Origin of the sequence: Epilithonimonas hungarica (assembly GCF_900102265.1) — a bacterium.
GTDB classification, from domain to species: Bacteria; Bacteroidota; Bacteroidia; order Flavobacteriales; family Weeksellaceae; genus Epilithonimonas; species Epilithonimonas hungarica.
In genome coordinates, this window is the sequence record NZ_FNBH01000004.1 from 345544 (window position 1) to 362185 (window position 16642).

The window sequence follows — 16642 nt, forward strand, 5'->3', positions numbered from 1 at the left end:
GAATGTTATCAAACTTGATATCGTTACCGGCCGTTATCCATTCTTATGTTTGACTTTACGCAGCTGTTTCCCTTTACTTACACCAACGTGAATTTAGAAAACAGAATCCTCAAACCCGAAACCATTATAATGCGTAAGGTTCGGTTTATGATTCATTTTTAATTCTTCCTCATACAGATTTGTTGTGTGATAACTATATCTATATCAGAATTCCAGTCTGGCTTTGAGAGATTTATAATCTTTTGCATAATTTCTTTAAAACACTTTGTTGGGCAAGTATTTCTAGATATTCTAGGATTGTCAGAGCCAGGAAGTACTATGGTATAATATCTGTATAAAAATAAATATGATTTGTGTATTTATATTTAAATATTAATGCTGATATTTAAATATTTTATAATTATGACTGTGGTGTTTGTTGAGTTGCTAATCAATTAAATCTTCGGATATGAGAAATTTAATAGTACTGATCACATTGATCTATAGTCAATTTCTTTATTCGCAAACCTGTTCTAATGTTACTGCTACTGATATTTTTGGCAATACATCAACACAACTGAGTTGCGGAACTGGTGCATGTATAGGATTAACGGTTAATAATATCCCAGCAACGTTTCTTACCACTTCATATCAAGTCGAGCCACAAAACTACGCTCCAGCTATTCCTTTCAACCAAGGAACGCCTCTGAATGCAGACACCGACGATACTTTTTCGGATATCATTCCTCTTCCCTTTAATTTTTGTTTTTATGGCGAAACATATGATAAGCTGGTGGTCAGTACAAATGGATTTATCACTTTTGATACAAAACAAGCAGGCTTGGCCAGTAACCCGAATATATTGGAAGCTAATCCAAGTGCTCTTCTTCCAAAAAATTCCATATTTGGAGTAATGCAAGATCTGATCTTTTCCAAAACAGGAGAAGGAGATATCTATTATAGCGTTATGGGAACCGCACCTTGTAGAAAATTTGTCATTAGTTTCTATAAAGCGAGGATTACAGGTTGTACAGATACTTCTACTTTTCAAATTGTATTGTCTGAGTTTTCTAATGAAATAGATGTCATAGTGGAAAATAAACCTCTGCCTTGTGGAACTGCAAAATTCAAAGAATCACTTATTGGTATAATGAATGCAGAAGGGAACGACGGGTTGTCTCCATCCGGAAGGAATGCTGTTGTATGGCAGTCTGGCAACGAGGGTTGGAAATTTAGACCTGCAGGTGCTGAGGTGCAACCCAATATAGTTTGGAAAAACTCATCTGGTCAAATTGTCGGGAATACAGCCACAATCGATGCCTGCCCGACTAAAAATGAAAAATACACTGTGACCCTTGATTATTTGGTCTGTACGAAAAGTTTCACGATGAGCGATGATATTGATGTGACGTATGGCCAAAGCGGAGGAAGTGCGCCAGTAATAAACAGCCCTGTAAGTTTTAGTTATACATTATGTGATAATAATGCAGATAATACGGAACTTTTCAATTGGAATACTATGGTCACGCCCTTGATCACAACAGATCCCACAGTAAATGTTAGATACTACAACACACTTTCAGCGGCAGAACAAGGTGGTGCCGGAATAAGCAATATAAAAGGAGGGAGGTATACTGTCTATGCAAGAGTGACCAATCAAAGTGGTTGCTACACAATCGGAATTATAAATATGAACATTACCTTCCTCGAGAAGATAGAAGCTACTGATATCAAAAAACTATACTGTTTTGATGGTAAGGAAGATTTTGCGGTGGACCTGAATACACTTTATCCTGAGATGCTTATTACGCCCATATCTAAAATCACAAAGGTAAGTTTTTATGTGACCCAGACTGATGCAACGATACCAAATGAAGCCGCATCTGTACCACCAAATCAAATTCTCACAAAAGATGGTAATCTGGTGGTGTATACTTATTTCGTTCGTTTCGAAAATGCTGATGGCTGTTTTACAGTCAAGAAAATTACAATAGAACTGCGAAATCCTTTTACTGCATCAAATCAGAATATTTGTGATTTCAGGAATGATGGAGTAGAGAACGTTATTTTAAACAGCTTGAATAGTGCTGTTGCCGCAGGTCAACCTGTGAAGGTCAGTTATTTTCCAGATCCTGCATTGGCAAATGCAAATACTGGCGCCATAACAACCTATCAGCTTGATAATTCTAGCGGATCGTCTGTCATATATGTCCGATTAGACATGGCTGCAGATAATGGAAACTGTTTCAGGGTTTATCCGGTTTCACTTACACTCGTAGCGAGTCCAATTCTTACAAAAGACTTTTTAGCTGCGGATCTTGGGTTGATGTGTGATAATAACAATGATGGTTCCGAACCGGTAGATCTTACACAATTTCAAAAGGAAATATATTCAGGAACGGAGCAATTTAATTATACTTACTATCAAAGTTATAATTCTAATACAGGTGTATTAGGGAATAGAATAGCAGACCCGAAAGCTTTCAAGATAAGCCAAGATACTGATGTATATGTAAGGGTTGCCAAAGGGGCTTGTTTCGCCGTGGCAAAGATTGCCCTTAATTTTAGTTTTCTTCCGGCTGTCATTCTTCAATCCGGGATTATTTCAAAATGTGATAAAGGCTATGATTATGGTGAAACATACGATCTGAATGACGCCATAGAGAAAATGTATCTGCCAACACAAAATACTGATGTGATTACTGATATAGAAATTACTTACCATGCGACCCAAGAAGATGCAAACGAAGGTGTTTTGAAAATAAACAATCTTCAAACGACCTATTATAATACCGTTACTTATTGGGCAAGGTTCCAGTCAAAGAATTCGCAGTGTTTTTCCGTCGCACCAATTGTTTTAAAAACTTATTTCCCGCCAAAAGCGATTCCTTCTACCATTAAGGTTTGCGATAGTAATATAGACGGAACTCCTGAAGTTAATTTATTATTACCAGAATTTACAGAAAATATGGTGAGTGAGACGGCCCCGGAAAATAATTTTAGATTTTATCTTACTTTGGCTGATGTTGCTGCAGACAGACCTATCCAAGATCCGGAAAGATTTTCACATAAACCTTTTCCAAGCAGGATCTATGTTCTGGTAGAAAACATCGCGGGATGTTTCACTTTACCTTCTACAATAGATTTCATATTAGGCACAGCACTTTCTGTAGATAACGATACTTTTACGCTTGAACAGTGTGATGATGCCAATGATGGAAAGGAAACCATTGATATTACCCAATTTCAAGATCAGATATATAAACCAACAGCTATCTATTCCTATTATCCGACATTGAATGACCTTAATGCGGACACTAATAAGATAACGACACCTTCGGCTTATCAATATGATAATCGCTTACATCCACCTGTCATCTTTGTAAAAGTAGAGGAGACCGGTTCTGGGGCTTGTCCCGCATTGGTTAAGATCAATATCCGTTTGAAAAAAGCACCTGTGTTTGAGCTGGAAGACTATTATTTTTGTCCTGGTGTGGGAATCAGGATAGAACCAGATCTATCCTTTCTGGATCCTAGAGAATACATCTGGAAAAACCCTGCAGGAGAAATCATATCAAAAGAAAAATATATAGACAATATAAAGACGGAAGGGATTTACTCGCTTACCATTCAGAGTGGTAATACTTGCAGTCATACAGACTATTTTGAAGTGAAACCCTATGAGCTTCCTGTTATCACGCAATTGATCGGACTGTCTTTTACCTCTTATCAGGTGATTGCTACTGGAAGCAGGAAAATTGTTTATTCTATTGATGGTACGAATTGGCAAGACTCCAATGTTTTTGAAAACTTGCCACCGGGTCTTGTTACTTTTTATGTCAGGTATGAAGATTCTGAATGCTTGGGTGATAGCAAAGATGGTTTGTCCGTAAAAGTTATGAATGTGATAACACCGAATGAGGATAATTTAAACGACAGATGGTCATTCAGAAATCTGGATGTTTTTAAAAATGTACCTTCCAATCTCAAAATATATGATAGAAACGGAGTTTTGGTCTATGAACAGGAAAGTACAGAAAGTTTTATTTGGGACGGAAAATTTAATGGAAGAAGTTTGCCAACCGCAAGTTATTGGTATATCATGGTCTTGCCTGATAGAACAGTTACCGGATGGATACTTTTAAAAAACAGGAATTGATCCTGATAAGACTTGATCTTTGTTTTGGCATTGTATTATGCTTTGTTGAGCTAATAATCTATATAAACTTATTTAAAACCGTTCTTAACAAAACATTGTTTAAATTTGAATGGTGAAAAAGTTGATTTCCATAGTGTTTCTTACTTTATATTTGGTTTCTACAACCGAATTGTATCAGCTTTTAAAAATTCCTGTTTTAGTTGAACATTATTTTGAGCATAAAGCACTCAATCCGGAAATGCCTTTGGTCGCTTTTCTTAAAACACATTACGATCATCCTGCAAAAGACGGAGATTATGGTAAGGACAGAAAGCTTCCGTTCATTGTCCATTCCAATACATTGACCTTGATTTTTACCCTTAGTTCAGGATTTATTTTTGAATCTAAGAATAATAACTTCAAAGAATCCCGATCACATAAAATTCCGTCCAAAGATGAAGACTTTTGCTATAAGGGATTCGCTGGTTCGGTCTGGGAACCACCAAAAATTTTGTTTTCATAACTATGTTTAAAACAGTTTTTTGTAATTTAAAAACTGCGTTCCGTCAAACAAAATTTCATTTAAATCCTATGAAAACAATATTTTCAACCCTGTTTTTGGTTGTGTTTTCAGTCGTTTTTCACGCTCAAAACAAGTGGGAAACAGCAAAAAAAACAGCATTAGAGAATAAAGAACTTATTCTTCTCAACTTTTCTGGTTCAGACTGGTGTATCCCGTGCATCAAACTTCATAAGAACATTATTGAAACTGAAGATTTTAAGAAACTGGAAACCGAAAATGTCATTGTATATCTCAATGCGGATTTTCCGAGAAATAAAAAAAATCAGCTTTCTGCCGAACTCAAAAAAGAAAATGCTTCACTTGCCGATCAGTATAACCAAAAGGGAATTTTTCCCTACACGCTTTTATTAAATGCTGAAGGGAAAGTTCTCAAAACTTGGGAAGGTCTTATTCCCGGTGATGCTTTGGCGTTCAGCAAAGAGATCAGAGAAATCAAAGAAACTCAAAAACAATAAACTTATATGTTGAGAGAATTCAAAAGACCTCAAAAATTAATGGGGAATGCTTTTGAAATTACCGTTGTTGATAGAGACGAAATATCTGCAAATCGTCACATCGATGCTGCGATTGACGAGATACGCAGAATTGAAAGACTTTTAACAACCTTTAATGATGGAAGTCAAACCAATCTTATCAACCGAAATGCAGGAATACAACCTGTAAAAGTGGATGCAGAAATTTTTGATTTAATTGAAAGAAGCATCAGGATCAGCAAAATTACCGATGGATATTTTGATATTTCTTATGGAGGTATCGATAAAAGTTTTTGGAATTTTGACCGTGAAATGCAGCAACTTCCAGATCCGGAATTGATCAAAGACCATTTGAAATTGGTTAATTATCAGAACATTATTTTGGATCCGGCAAACCAAACTGTATTTCTGAAAGAACAAGGAATGCGCATTGGTTTCGGAGGTATCGGTAAGGGTTACGCTGCAGAAATGGCGAAAAGGCTTCTTCAGCAAAGAGGTGTTGTTTCTGGGATTGTGAATGCTTCCGGAGATTTAACGACTTGGGGAAATCAAGCCGATGGAAAACCCTGGACGATCGGGATTGCGGATCCGGACCACTCGAAACAGCCATTTTCTTACATGAATATTACAGATATGGCGGTTGCAACTTCCGGAAATTATGAAAAATTTGTCGTGATCAACGGTAAAAAATACTCCCATACCATCAATCCAAAGACAGGAATGCCGGTTTCGGGCGTGAAAAGTGTCACTGTTTTTTGTCCGAATGCAGAAATAGCCGATGCAATGGCCACTCCCGTAAGCATCATGGGAATCGATGCTGCACTAAATATGGTGGATCAAATCAATCATTTAGAATGCGTGATCATCGACGATCAGAATAAGATTTATTCATCTCAAAACATCAATTTAAAATGAAAAGAAATAGTAGAATTAAAATAAAAATAGCGGTGTGTTTTTTTGCGATCGTTGTCTCTGTACAATCTTGTACAACCGTAAAAGAATATGAAAAAAATAAACTGAACGATGCCGAGATGGCGCTGGGAAACAGAACCATAGAAAAAACGGAGCTGAGTTTTCAGTCATACCGGGAAGGCTCTTCCGGAGCGAATGCCGGAAAAGTTGGAGGTGGTTGTGGTTGTAACTAAAATAAGGAGTAGTATCATTTAATTTTGATTTAAAACATGAAAAAAATTATAGTAAGTGTCATTGCTCTTTTGGGAATTTTCAACGCAAAAGCCCAGGAAAACACAAGCAACGAACAACCTAAAAAACTAACACTGGATGAAGCCAATCTGGTTTCAAGTTATTATAAGCAGGATGGAAATAACTCGGCCGTAACCGGAGGAACAGGCTCGGAAAAGCTGAATGATATCTCGAATTCAATTGATATCACTTTGGTAAAATATGATAAGAAAGAAAGAAAAAACAAGTTCGGCTTCAGTGTTGGGATCGATCATTATACTTCCGCCTCTTCGGATATGATCGATCTGAAAGCTAATTCCTCCGCTTCTCACGCCGATACAAGGATCTATCCTGCGCTAAGTTGGAGCAGAGAAAACGAAAGCAAAGGAACGACGATTTTGGCTGGAGTTTCTGCTTCTTCAGAGTTTGATTATCAATCTTACAGTGCCAATATTGGTTTTGCGAAAAAAACACCCAATAGAATGGGAGAGTTTACCGCAAAATTCCAAGCCTATTTTGATCAGGTGAAATTAATCGCTCCCATCGAATTGCGAACTGCAGCAAACGAAGGAACTAGCGGAAGAAATACCTATGCTTTGTCTTTGGCATATTCTCAAATTATCAACCAAAACTTTCAAGTAGAATTTCTTACAGATGCTGTCCAACAAACTGGTTATTTAAGTTTGCCTTTCCACAGGGTTTATTTCAATGATAGCTCCGTTCATCAGGAAACCTTACCAGATACAAGGTTTAAACTTCCGGTAGGAGTAAGGGCGAATTATTTCTTAGGCGATAAGTTCATTGTAAGGGCTTATTACCGATATTATACGGATGATTGGGGTTTGAGATCTAATACGATCAGCCTGGAAACGCCTGTGAAAATCTCGCCGTTTGTTTCTGTGACGCCTTTTTACAGGTATTATTCACAAAGTGCGGCGAAATATTTTGCGCCTTACCAACAGCACACTGCTTTCGACGATTATTACACCAGCAATTATGATCTGTCTAAATTCAACAGTAATTTTTACGGAGCTGGAATCAGATTTAATCCTAAAAATGGTCTATTCGGAGTTGAAAGGTTAAATATGCTCGAGATCAGGTACGGACATTATACGAAATCTGTCGGGATGACTTCTGATATTATTTCGTTAAATTTAAGATTCAAATAAATTTTTAATAGCTGACTTGTTGAATATTATTTGACAAGTCATTTTTTTAAATGGAAAACGTATGCATCATCAATTAGAAAAACATTACATCAATAGAGTAGGATGGCTTCGTGCAGCGGTTTTAGGAGCGAATGATGGCTTGTTATCAACGACGAGTATCGTTATTGGTGTTGCAGCTGCTTCGCCGGAAAGAAATACAATAATTCTCGCCGCTTTGGCCGGAATGATTGCCGGTGCAATGTCAATGGCTGCAGGCGAATATGTTTCTGTGAGTTCCCAGGGAGACACGGAAAAAGCAGATCTGGCCAGAGAAAAACACGAACTTGAAGAAATGCCTGAAATAGAATTGCAGGAGTTGGCAAAAATCTATGAAAGGAGGGGTGTGAGCAAGGAAACGGCTTTGCAAGTTGCCACTGAACTCACGGCGCATGATGCTTTGATGGCTCACGCTCACGATGAATTGGGAATTAATGAAATCACACAGGCAAAACCTTTGCTGGCGGCGATGGCTTCATTTGCATCTTTTGGTTTGGGAGCGTTGCTTCCTTTGGCGGTTTCACTTTTAGCGCCAATCAAGCAAATGGTGTATTTCCAGTATGGATTTTCAATTGTGTTCTTAATGATCTTGGGAGCAATTTCAGCAAAAACAGGTGGCTCAAAAATGGGAATTGCTGTACTGAGAATTTGCTTTTGGGGAACCGTGGCGATGGGCATTACGGCTTTGATCGGGCATCTCTTCGGGGTTTCTGTTGCGTAAAGATCAATTTATCAGATAAAAAAAAGGCTGTAGTTTTGAATTGCAGTCTTTTTTTTCAAATTTTAATAAGATAATTTTTCCCTGAAATATCCATATGCCAATTTCCTAATATAGTATGAGTTAAAGTGATGATAATTGTAAAAGTTCCGGCTCAGATCTGTACAAAAAGAGATTCGGCAAGCACTTGTGATCGTCCAGCCTAATTAAGAAAGTCAATCCGCTGTAAATCTGACCTTTGTTGAATTTCTTAGGTCTAAATAACTTTCTAAATTCTATTAAATGTTCATTTTCTTATGGAGGTAGACCAAAATCATTACATAATGTTTTTATAAAATTATAAGACAATAAAAAGTATTTATTTGGTTTATTTATAATCTTTAATTGTGTTTATTTAGTATATTTGTAATCTAAATAATCTAAAATGAATTTTGATCTTATAAAAGCAGTTGTGGAACTTGTCCGGCAATTTATGGAACAAAATGAAAGTAAGGCTTTATACAGCAATGATATTCATGGGTTTACAAAATGGATGAATACTTGCTTCAGAGATAATTCTGAGCTAGAAGATTCGACTTGGATAGGCAAGAAATCTGGAAGAAGTTCTGAAAGTGTTATCAATACGCTGCTTGTGAGAATAGTACGATATGCTAAATCATATTCCAGGTCCATTGTGGTTAATTCAATGTTTAGCAGTCAGGATGATTTTATCTATCTCATTAGCCTGAATTCATTGGGGTCGATGTCAAAGATGGATCTGATAAGACATAATGTACATGAAAAACCAGCAGGTATGCTTGTGATCAATCGATTAATAAATAATGGCTGGGTTGAGCAGACTGTTTCTGATAAAGATAAAAGAATAAAACTTATCCAGATAACCAAGAAAGGCCTTGATATTCTTGATAAACATATGAATGAGATCCGTAAGGCTTCCAAAGTGGTGACAGCCAACCTTACCCATCCTGAACAAATGATTCTTATAGGTATCCTTTCCAAATTGGATGAGTTTCATTATTCGGTTTATAGAACGGATCTCGATGCGACGGATCTTCTGGATAAGGCTTATGAAAAGCTAAACTAGCAAGTTTGAAAGTACCGTAGAAAACTATTAAATAGGTCAAAAATGGGTAATGGAAAATTAAGAAAAAGAATTGCTGTGATAGGATCTGGATTTTCCGGACTTTCTGCAGCCGCTTATGCTGCAAAGTCAGGAAATGAGGTGCATGTATTTGAAAGGCACGATCAACCTGGAGGGCGTGCAAGACAATTTAGGACCCCGGAAGGTTACATTTTTGATATGGGTCCCAGCTGGTATTGGATGCCTGATATCATCGAAGGTTTTTTTCGTGATTTTGATTGCAACGTCTCTGATTTCTATGAGTTGGTTTCATTGGACCCTCAGTTTGAGATGGTCTTTTCAGAAGAGAAGGTTTCGGTTCCCGAGAAAAATGAGGCCATCCGTGAGTTATTCGAAAAAATAGAACCCGGATCAGCCAAGAAGTATGATAAATTTATGCAGTCTGCAAAATTCAAATATGAGGTAGGAATGAAGGATTTTGTGACAAAACCCTGCCACAACTGGCTGGAATTTGCTTCCCCAAAAATAGCAGTAAGTGCACTCAAATTAGACCTGCTGAGTAATTTCCGAAAATATGTATCCAGTTATTTTTCAGATTCGAAACTAAGATCGCTGATGGAGTTTCCGGTGATCTTCCTGGGGGCCGCTCCCCAGAATATTCCTGCCCTTTACAGTCTAATGAATTATGGAGGATATGTCTTGGGGACGAAATACCCTTTGGGAGGTTTTTACCAGCTCGTTTGGGCAATGAAAGAGGTTGCAGAGAAGCAGGGTGTGACTTTCCATTTTGGTCATGAGGTACAGAAACTAAATACACAAAACGGAAAGATCACTTCAATAAGTGTGGATGGAGAAGATCATGAATTTGATGTAGTGATCGCTTCATCAGATTACCACCATACGGAAACATTAATACCTGAATCTCTAAGGAACTATGACAATGCATACTGGAAATCCAAGACCTTTGCTCCTTCATGTTTAATTTATTATTTGGGAATCAAGGGAAAGATCCAACATTTAAAACACCATACCTTATTTTTTGAAAATAACCTGGATGATCATATAGATAGTATTTACAGAGATAAGAGATGGCCGGAGCAACCCCTCTTTTATTCCTGCTGTCCTTCAAAAACAGATTCTGGTGTTGCTCCGGAAAATTGTGAAAATCTGTTTTTGCTGCTTCCTCTTGCGTCTGGAATAAACGATGAAGAATCTGTAAGGGAAAAGTATCTGAAGGAAATGCTTAAGAGAATTGAGAATCATACAGGAGAGAATGATCTTATTTCCAGGATAGAATATAAAAAAAGCTATTGTGTAAGTGATTTTATTTCAGATTACAATGCTTATGAGGGAAATGCTTACGGATTAGCGAATATATTATCACAAACAGCAGTTTTAAAACCTAAAATAAGAAATAAAAAGATCAGGAATCTTTTTTATACAGGACAGTTAACTGTTCCTGGCCCGGGGGTGCCACCGTCAATTATTTCCGGAAAAATTGTAGCAACTGAAGTTAGTAAACTAAAAATAAAATAATATGAAAAAATTGTTTGATGAATTGTCTTACGAGATCAGTAAGTACACGACCCAGAAATACAGCACAAGTTTTTCATTGGGAATAATGGCTTTGAAGCCTTCCATCAGACCTGCGATCTATGCCATTTATGGATACGTTCGTCTGGCAGATGAGATCGTTGATAGTTTTCATGGTTACAACAAGGAAAAACTTTTGAAAAGATTAAGGGCAGAGACCTATGATGCACTCGAAGACGGAATATCTCTCAACCCCATTTTACATTCTTTTCAGGAAACCATTCGTCAATATGAAATTGATATCCAGCTTATCGATCAGTTTTTGCACAGTATGGAAATGGATCTCCGGAAGATAGAGTATAGTTCAGCTCTTTATGACGAATACATCTATGGTTCGGCAGAAGTTGTAGGTCTTATGTGTCTGTATATATTCACCGGGGGAAACAAACAGCAGTTTAAGGAACTCAAGCCTTTTGCGATGAAACTCGGTTCCGCCTTTCAGAAAGTTAATTTTTTACGGGACCTGAAAGATGATTACCAGATATTAGGTAGAACGTATTTCCCGGGTCTGAATATGTCGGTCTTTGACAATTCGATAAAGGCTAGTATCGAAAAAGAGATCGAAGAAGAGTTTGGAGAAGCATTAAAGGGAATCAAGAGGTTGCCGGGCTCTTCCTTGTTTGGCGTTTATCTGGCCTACAGATATTATCTGTCATTGTTTGAAAAAATAAAGAGAACAAGTTCCCATCATATTTTGCAGCAAAGGATCAGGATTGCCAATTCACAGAAATTATTAGTTGCATTTAAAAGCTATATTAGATATAAATCTGCTTATTTATGATGATTGGGCTATGTTAAAACATTTATAGACATATAAATATTACAAATGAAATGATGTACAAATTATATAGAGAACAGCAACTGGATTGCACTATTGAGTCAGCATGGAAGTTTTTTTCATCACCCCATAATTTATCTAAGATAACTCCTGCCAATATGAATTTTGTGGTTCTTTCAGATATTGATGACAAGCCCATTTTTGAAGGAATGGAAATAGATTATAAAGTTTCTCCCGTATTGGGAATCCCAATGGGCTGGAAAACCATTATCAGAAATGTAGAAGAGCATAAAAGTTTTACCGACTTTCAGAAAGAAGGTCCATATAAGTATTGGAATCATTTTCATGAGTTCATTCCAAATGATAAAGGGGTGCTCATAAAAGATACTGTAGATTATGAGCTTCCGTTGGGGTTTTTAGGTCGCATTGCTCATCAGCTGTTTGTAAAAAAGAAACTGAAAAATATCTTTGATTTTAGATACAGGGTTTTGAATGATCTTTTTAACAGTAAGCATAGTTAAGATGGGTTTTTTGATTGTTTTGTGCGTTTTTATTTCTATGGAAGCAGTTACGTGGCTGATTCATAAATATATCATGCATGGTTTTCTATGGATTTTTCATCGGGATCACCATGATCATAGCAACGACGGTAAACTTGAGCGGAATGATCTGTTTTTTTTCATTTTTGCAAGTCCTGCCATCGCATTATTATATCTCGGAGTAAGGCAGGATTTCAGCTATTGGTTTTTTATCGGGCTTGGAATAAGCCTTTACGGAATGGCCTATTTCTTTGTACATGATATTTTTATCCATCAGAGGGCAAAGATATTTGCAAAAACAAAAAATCCCTATTTTCTTGCTATAAGACGTGCCCATAAACAACATCACAAACATCTGGGGAAAGAAGAAGGAGAATGCTTTGGCTTTTTGTGGGTGCCGTTTAAATATTTTAAAATGTACTTCAATAGAAGATGATGGCCTATACTTACATACTGATAAATTTTTTCACTGTCATTATATGCTTTTTAGCTTCTTTTGACAGAAGGATACAGTTTAACAAGCTTTTCGGAAAGTTTATGATTTCATCCACCATCGTGGCCATTCCTTTTATTATATGGGATATTTGGTTCACAGGAATCGGGGTATGGTGGTTTGACCTTGATTATACTTTAGGTTTTAAATTCGCGGGACTTCCCATTGAAGAATGGATGTTTTTTTATTGTATTCCTTTTGCCTGTGTATTTACTTATTATTGTCTGGAGAAATTTTTTGATCTGGACTGGACAGGTGCTTTTAATAACCTTATTGTATTTACATCTGTTATTATTCTCAGTGTTATAGGCCTTCTTTATTATCACAAAATATATACTTTGCTGACTGTGATTGTCACTGTGTTCGTACTTTGCTATCTACATTTCATTGCTAAAAAACAATGGATAGGAAAAGCAAATTTTGTCTATCTGGTTTTGATGCCGGGATTTTTCGCGGTAAATGGAATCCTCACAGGTTCAGTAATTCCCTCGCCGGTCGTTAATTACGATCCTGAAGAAATTTTAGGAATTAGAATGATCACTATTCCTGTTGAAGATGCCGTTTATGGCTATAGCCAGTTTTTATTGAATATTTATTTCTTTAAAATAATAACCAAAACAAAAGATAGATGATTATCGGATTATTTATTTGTTGGCAAAATTTAAATTCTCGGTGAATTAGGTATATTTGTATACTATTTGAATAAAATGAATTTCACACTTGTCAAAGATTGTCTGACGCTTCTTGAGAAATTTGAGTCGGATAACAAAACAGTTCAGGGGCACTATCCATCAACTATTGACGGTTTTAGGTCCTGGGTGTGTAACCAGTATAGAAAAGAACATGAAATTGCTGATGAAGATCCTTATTGGGAAGGCAAAGAGAATGGAAGATCTCCGGAAAGCGCTATAAGTACTTTACTAGTCCATCTGAACCGATATGCAAAAACGTATTCAAAGTCTGCGATCTCAGATTCTGAATTTTCTACTCAGGAAGATTTTATTTATCTGATCAATCTAAAGGCTTTTGGTGAAATGAGCAAAATGGCACTTATCAAAAGGAATATCCATGATAAACCTGTCGGTATGCTTATCATTGCTAGGCTCTTACGTCAGGGATTTATTGAACAGACAAATTCAGATTTGGATAAACGTAGTAAATTGATACGTATTTCTGAAAGAGGATTGTCGGCCTTGGAAAAACAAATGGATAAAATTCGCCAGGCTACCAATATTGTTTCGGGAGATCTTGACCATAAGGAAAAAATGGATCTGATCCGTATTCTCAACAAACTGGATCGTTTTCATTCTCCTATTTTTTTACGAAATATTCATTCTGATGAGCTCATCAACAGGGTATATGATGAATATCCATTTAAAGATTGATATAGAACTTGCAGCTATTATTAAATATTCATCCTAAAGATATGTCCGTTACTGCTATTCTGCATTCAAGTTCTTAGGATTTAATTTCAATATAGTGTGGAAAAATCTTTATTTGATAATACCTCTCGATTTTCCGGTCTGTATATGCTATTTTTTGATCTTTAGTTCTGAAGCATAGTTGTAAAGATCCTCATAGACCTCGAAAAATTTATTTTCATCGGCTTCACTTAATGAAGTATTGAAAAATACAATGACGGCTATTTCTTTGTTTAAATCAGAAAGCATGAATGTCCTTACGCCTGCATCAGAACCATTATGCCCAATCCTTTTGCCGCCCATTTTTGTTGCCCAGAAAATTCCTGAATTAAGCTTATCCGGCTTGACATTTTCAGGCTTATTAGATTCCGTGAACTGAAAACGGACCATCTCTTTTGCCAGTTCTTTTTTCAGTAATCTTGTGTTGTTGTATTTTCCATCATCCAGCAGGGTGATGAAAAATCTTGAAAGTTCATCTACAGAAGTCCGCACGCCGCCATCTGGATAAGTTATGCCTTCATAAAGCGGTATTGACTTTATATTACCGTCTTCCTTTTGATAAGCTTTGGAGTGTTTTTTTAAGTTGATCTCAGATAGATTCCAACCTGAATTTTTCATCTTTAAAGGCTTGAAAATATACTTTTTACTGTACTCATCGAGTTTTTTACCGGTTCTCAACTCAATGATATAGCCTGCAAGACCTGCTCCTATATTGGAATAGTCGCGATTTGTGCCTGGTCTGGAATTTAGAAAATTATTCTTATCATAATGTTTACCGCCTTTTACAAAATAGTTTTTTAAAAAATCACCGAGTGGTTCAGGCCTCTGACCGTTATAAAAATAAGTACTATCCGTATAAAAAGGATAACGATCTGCCAAGCCGGAAGTATGGGTGGCCAAATGTCTCAAGGTAATTTTTTCATCCGGAAAATTAGGATTGATAATTTTGAAAGGCAAATAATGGTTGATGTCTTCATCCAGATCGACCTTTCCTTCCTCTACCGCTTTCATAATGCAGAATCCCGTGAAAGTTTTGCTTATGGAGGCAATATTCATAATGGTTGTAGGTGAAAAAGGAATTTTGTTTTCTCTGTCTGCAAAGCCGTATCCTTTTGTCCAAGCCAGTTTTTTGTCTATGATAATGGCGGCTCCGATCCCAACGATTCCTGTCTGGTCCATTTTCTTTTCGATAAGGCTGTCAATCGAGTTATTTTTATCATTTTTGATATTGACTTTAGTTTGTGCCACCATATTTTGGATACAAAATATAACGAAAAGAAAACAGATAAAAGAATAATTTGTCTTAAGATTTTTCATAATAGATATGTTTTTGGATTTTGTGAGATTAAGAACCATTTTTAAAATTTGAATAATGTAAGATGGATTTATTTAGTTTTAAGGTCTTCAAGAACCATTTTACCCATATCCTTTACAAGTTGGGTAGGAGAGTTGCAGTCACAATTGCTGAATCCCAATACATAAATATCCTCACTCGGGATATAAACCGCCATAGATTTGAATCCGAAAATACTGCCGCCGTGCTCACGGGTCGGGGTTCCGTTGATGTTTTTCAGGTGCCATCCATAGCCATATTCTATTTCCTGACCGTTATTAAGCTTGTACTTGGTAAAAGCTTTAGCCTCTTCTTTCGGACTTAATAATAGATTTTGATTTAAGGCATTCTGCCATTTGAGCATATCGTCCAAAGTTGACATCAATGAACCTGAAGAAAAAGGAACACTGAAATTGATGATCGTTTTATTAACGTAGCCCGAACTTTTTTTATGGTAACCAAATGCCCTGTTCTTGATGATCTTCCTATCACTGGCATAATAAGAATTCGCCATTCCGGCTTTGTCAAATATATTCTTCTTGATAAGATCTTCGTATTTTTCTCCAGATGCCAGCTCAATGATATAACCTAGGACTACATATCCTGAATTGTTATATTCGAATTTTTCTCCCGGGGCAAAATCTGCAGGTTCATTTTTAAAGAAATCGACCATCTGTTGCGGTGTCATTTCTTTTTGAGCAATGTCCTGCAAGGTTTTCATTTTTGTAAAATCCCTGATACCGGAAGTATGGGTCAAAAGATGATGAATAGTGATCTTATCACCGTTGGGATAAGAAGGGATATATTTGGAAATGGGATAATCTACTTTTAATTTTCCTTGTTCTTCCAACATCAGAATGGCAATTGCCGTGAACTGTTTGGTCATAGAACCGATTTGAAATACACTGCCTGTATTCAGTTTTGAATCCAATTCAAGATTGCCCATTCCGAAAGCTTTTTCATAAATAGGTTTACCTTTTTTTGCGATAAGGAAAACACCGCCCGGTCCATTGGGCTCTTTGAATTCAGATTGGATGAGACTGTCAATTTTTCGATTCAGCTCCTGGGCATTCGATCTTACTGAAAACAAAATAATAAAACATAATAAAAATAGTCTTTGCATAAT

The 16642-nt window shown here is 36.6% G+C and carries 16 protein-coding genes; 14 read left to right on the plus strand and 2 right to left on the minus strand.

Features of this window, described 5'->3' with window-relative positions:
- Window positions 1–448 precede the first annotated feature (448 nt).
- From BLT30_RS16345 to BLT30_RS16410, 14 genes are all read left to right on the plus strand, one after another.
- A complete protein-coding gene (locus BLT30_RS16345) occupies window positions 449–4138 on the plus strand; it encodes a T9SS type B sorting domain-containing protein (RefSeq protein WP_089874635.1) in 3690 nt (1229 codons plus the stop codon).
- Between the two features lie 133 nt (window positions 4139–4271).
- Window positions 4272–4640, plus strand: coding sequence for a hypothetical protein (locus BLT30_RS16350; RefSeq protein WP_245707197.1), 369 nt, complete (start codon window positions 4272–4274; stop codon window positions 4638–4640).
- 68 nt (window positions 4641–4708) lie between these two features.
- A complete protein-coding gene (locus tag BLT30_RS16355) occupies window positions 4709–5155 on the plus strand; it encodes a thioredoxin family protein (RefSeq protein ID WP_089874718.1) in 447 nt (148 codons plus the stop codon).
- 6 nt (window positions 5156–5161) lie between these two features.
- The gene (locus BLT30_RS16360; protein WP_089874636.1) at window positions 5162–6088 is read left to right on the plus strand and encodes an FAD:protein FMN transferase; all 927 of its coding nucleotides are present in this window, start codon (window positions 5162–5164) and stop codon (window positions 6086–6088) included.
- Window positions 6085–6318 carry a DUF4266 domain-containing protein gene (locus BLT30_RS16365; protein WP_089874637.1) on the plus strand — a complete coding sequence of 78 codons (234 nt, stop codon included), beginning with the start codon at window positions 6085–6087 and terminating at the stop codon, window positions 6316–6318. The genes BLT30_RS16360 and BLT30_RS16365 overlap by 4 nt, the downstream gene beginning before the upstream one ends.
- A gap of 36 nt (window positions 6319–6354) precedes the next feature.
- Window positions 6355–7524 carry a DUF3570 domain-containing protein gene (locus BLT30_RS16370; protein WP_089874638.1) on the plus strand — a complete coding sequence of 390 codons (1170 nt, stop codon included), beginning with the start codon at window positions 6355–6357 and terminating at the stop codon, window positions 7522–7524.
- Between the two features lie 61 nt (window positions 7525–7585).
- Complete coding sequence (locus tag BLT30_RS16375) at window positions 7586–8281, plus strand: VIT1/CCC1 transporter family protein (RefSeq protein WP_089874639.1); 696 nt, start codon at window positions 7586–7588, stop codon at window positions 8279–8281.
- Between the two features lie 421 nt (window positions 8282–8702).
- Complete coding sequence (locus BLT30_RS16380; RefSeq protein WP_089874640.1) at window positions 8703–9362, plus strand: MarR family winged helix-turn-helix transcriptional regulator; 660 nt, start codon at window positions 8703–8705, stop codon at window positions 9360–9362.
- Window positions 9363–9404: 42 nt separating this feature from the next.
- On the plus strand, window positions 9405–10895 hold the full coding sequence (locus BLT30_RS16385) for a phytoene desaturase family protein (RefSeq protein WP_089874641.1): 1491 nt from the start codon (window positions 9405–9407) through the stop codon (window positions 10893–10895).
- A gap of 1 nt (window position 10896) precedes the next feature.
- Window positions 10897–11733: a phytoene/squalene synthase family protein gene (locus BLT30_RS16390; protein WP_089874642.1), complete on the plus strand. Its 837-nt coding sequence runs from the start codon at window positions 10897–10899 to the stop codon at window positions 11731–11733.
- A gap of 50 nt (window positions 11734–11783) precedes the next feature.
- On the plus strand, window positions 11784–12251 hold the full coding sequence (locus tag BLT30_RS16395) for an SRPBCC family protein (RefSeq protein ID WP_089874643.1): 468 nt from the start codon (window positions 11784–11786) through the stop codon (window positions 12249–12251).
- A 1-nt stretch (window position 12252) separates the two neighbouring features.
- Window positions 12253–12705, plus strand: a complete 453-nt coding sequence (locus BLT30_RS16400; RefSeq protein ID WP_089874644.1) for a sterol desaturase family protein — start codon at window positions 12253–12255, stop codon at window positions 12703–12705.
- Window positions 12705–13394 carry a lycopene cyclase domain-containing protein gene (locus BLT30_RS16405; protein WP_245707198.1) on the plus strand — a complete coding sequence of 230 codons (690 nt, stop codon included), beginning with the start codon at window positions 12705–12707 and terminating at the stop codon, window positions 13392–13394. The genes BLT30_RS16400 and BLT30_RS16405 overlap by 1 nt, the downstream gene beginning before the upstream one ends.
- A gap of 75 nt (window positions 13395–13469) precedes the next feature.
- On the plus strand, window positions 13470–14147 hold the full coding sequence (locus BLT30_RS16410; protein WP_089874646.1) for a MarR family winged helix-turn-helix transcriptional regulator: 678 nt from the start codon (window positions 13470–13472) through the stop codon (window positions 14145–14147).
- A 147-nt stretch (window positions 14148–14294) separates the two neighbouring features.
- Here BLT30_RS16410 and BLT30_RS16415 read toward each other — a convergent pair whose 3' ends face one another.
- Window positions 14295–15434: a serine hydrolase domain-containing protein gene (locus tag BLT30_RS16415; protein ID WP_089874719.1), complete on the minus strand. Its 1140-nt coding sequence runs from the start codon at window positions 15432–15434 to the stop codon at window positions 14295–14297.
- A gap of 134 nt (window positions 15435–15568) precedes the next feature.
- A complete protein-coding gene (locus tag BLT30_RS16420; protein ID WP_089874647.1) occupies window positions 15569–16639 on the minus strand; it encodes a serine hydrolase domain-containing protein in 1071 nt (356 codons plus the stop codon).
- Window positions 16640–16642: the final 3 nt, after the last annotated feature.

Bases quoted from the DNA above. Each gene is read 5' to 3' on its own strand.
- BLT30_RS16370 (WP_089874638.1), top strand. From the start codon at position 6,355: ATGAAAAAAATTATAGTAAGTGTCATTGCTCTTTTGGGAATTTTCAAC.
- BLT30_RS16420 (WP_089874647.1), bottom strand. From the start codon at position 16,639: ATGCAAAGACTATTTTTATTATGTTTTATTATTTTGTTTTCAGTAAGA.
- BLT30_RS16390 (WP_089874642.1), top strand. From the start codon at position 10,897: ATGAAAAAATTGTTTGATGAATTGTCTTACGAGATCAGTAAGTACACG.
- BLT30_RS16375 (WP_089874639.1), top strand. From the start codon at position 7,586: ATGCATCATCAATTAGAAAAACATTACATCAATAGAGTAGGATGGCTT.
- BLT30_RS16360 (WP_089874636.1), top strand. From the start codon at position 5,162: ATGTTGAGAGAATTCAAAAGACCTCAAAAATTAATGGGGAATGCTTTT.
- BLT30_RS16365 (WP_089874637.1), top strand. From the start codon at position 6,085: ATGAAAAGAAATAGTAGAATTAAAATAAAAATAGCGGTGTGTTTTTTT.
- BLT30_RS16410 (WP_089874646.1), top strand. From the start codon at position 13,470: ATGAATTTCACACTTGTCAAAGATTGTCTGACGCTTCTTGAGAAATTT.
- BLT30_RS16395 (WP_089874643.1), top strand. From the start codon at position 11,784: ATGATGTACAAATTATATAGAGAACAGCAACTGGATTGCACTATTGAG.
- BLT30_RS16400 (WP_089874644.1), top strand. From the start codon at position 12,253: ATGGGTTTTTTGATTGTTTTGTGCGTTTTTATTTCTATGGAAGCAGTT.
- BLT30_RS16405 (WP_245707198.1), top strand. From the start codon at position 12,705: ATGGCCTATACTTACATACTGATAAATTTTTTCACTGTCATTATATGC.
- BLT30_RS16355 (WP_089874718.1), top strand. From the start codon at position 4,709: ATGAAAACAATATTTTCAACCCTGTTTTTGGTTGTGTTTTCAGTCGTT.
- BLT30_RS16380 (WP_089874640.1), top strand. From the start codon at position 8,703: ATGAATTTTGATCTTATAAAAGCAGTTGTGGAACTTGTCCGGCAATTT.
- BLT30_RS16345 (WP_089874635.1), top strand. From the start codon at position 449: ATGAGAAATTTAATAGTACTGATCACATTGATCTATAGTCAATTTCTT.
- BLT30_RS16385 (WP_089874641.1), top strand. From the start codon at position 9,405: ATGGGTAATGGAAAATTAAGAAAAAGAATTGCTGTGATAGGATCTGGA.
- BLT30_RS16415 (WP_089874719.1), bottom strand. From the start codon at position 15,434: ATGGTGGCACAAACTAAAGTCAATATCAAAAATGATAAAAATAACTCG.